Consider the following 214-nt stretch of genomic DNA (forward strand, 5'->3'; position numbering starts at 1 on the left):
GATTCCATTCCGGTTCGAATCCGGACCTTGGCTTTCATCCATTAATATGAGTTAGAGTACGGCGGCCATAGCGGCAGGGCAACTCCTGTTCCCATTCCGAACACAGAAGATAAGCCTGCCCACGTTGTTTACTGTACTGAGGTACGAGAGTCCTCGGGAAATCTGCGTCGCTGCTGTGCTCACTCTATTACCCTTTTTCTTTAACTGATTTTAA

The 214-nt window shown here is 48.1% G+C and carries 1 rRNA gene; it reads left to right on the forward strand.

Annotated features, from left to right (window positions below):
- The first annotated feature begins 57 nt into the window (after positions 1-57).
- A 5S ribosomal RNA gene (gene rrf, locus E7X56_RS11650) occupies positions 58-179 on the forward strand.
- Positions 180-214 lie beyond the last annotated feature (35 nt).

This window comes from Methanococcoides sp. NM1 (assembly GCF_900774285.1).
Classification (GTDB): Archaea; Halobacteriota; Methanosarcinia; order Methanosarcinales; family Methanosarcinaceae; genus Methanococcoides; species Methanococcoides vulcani.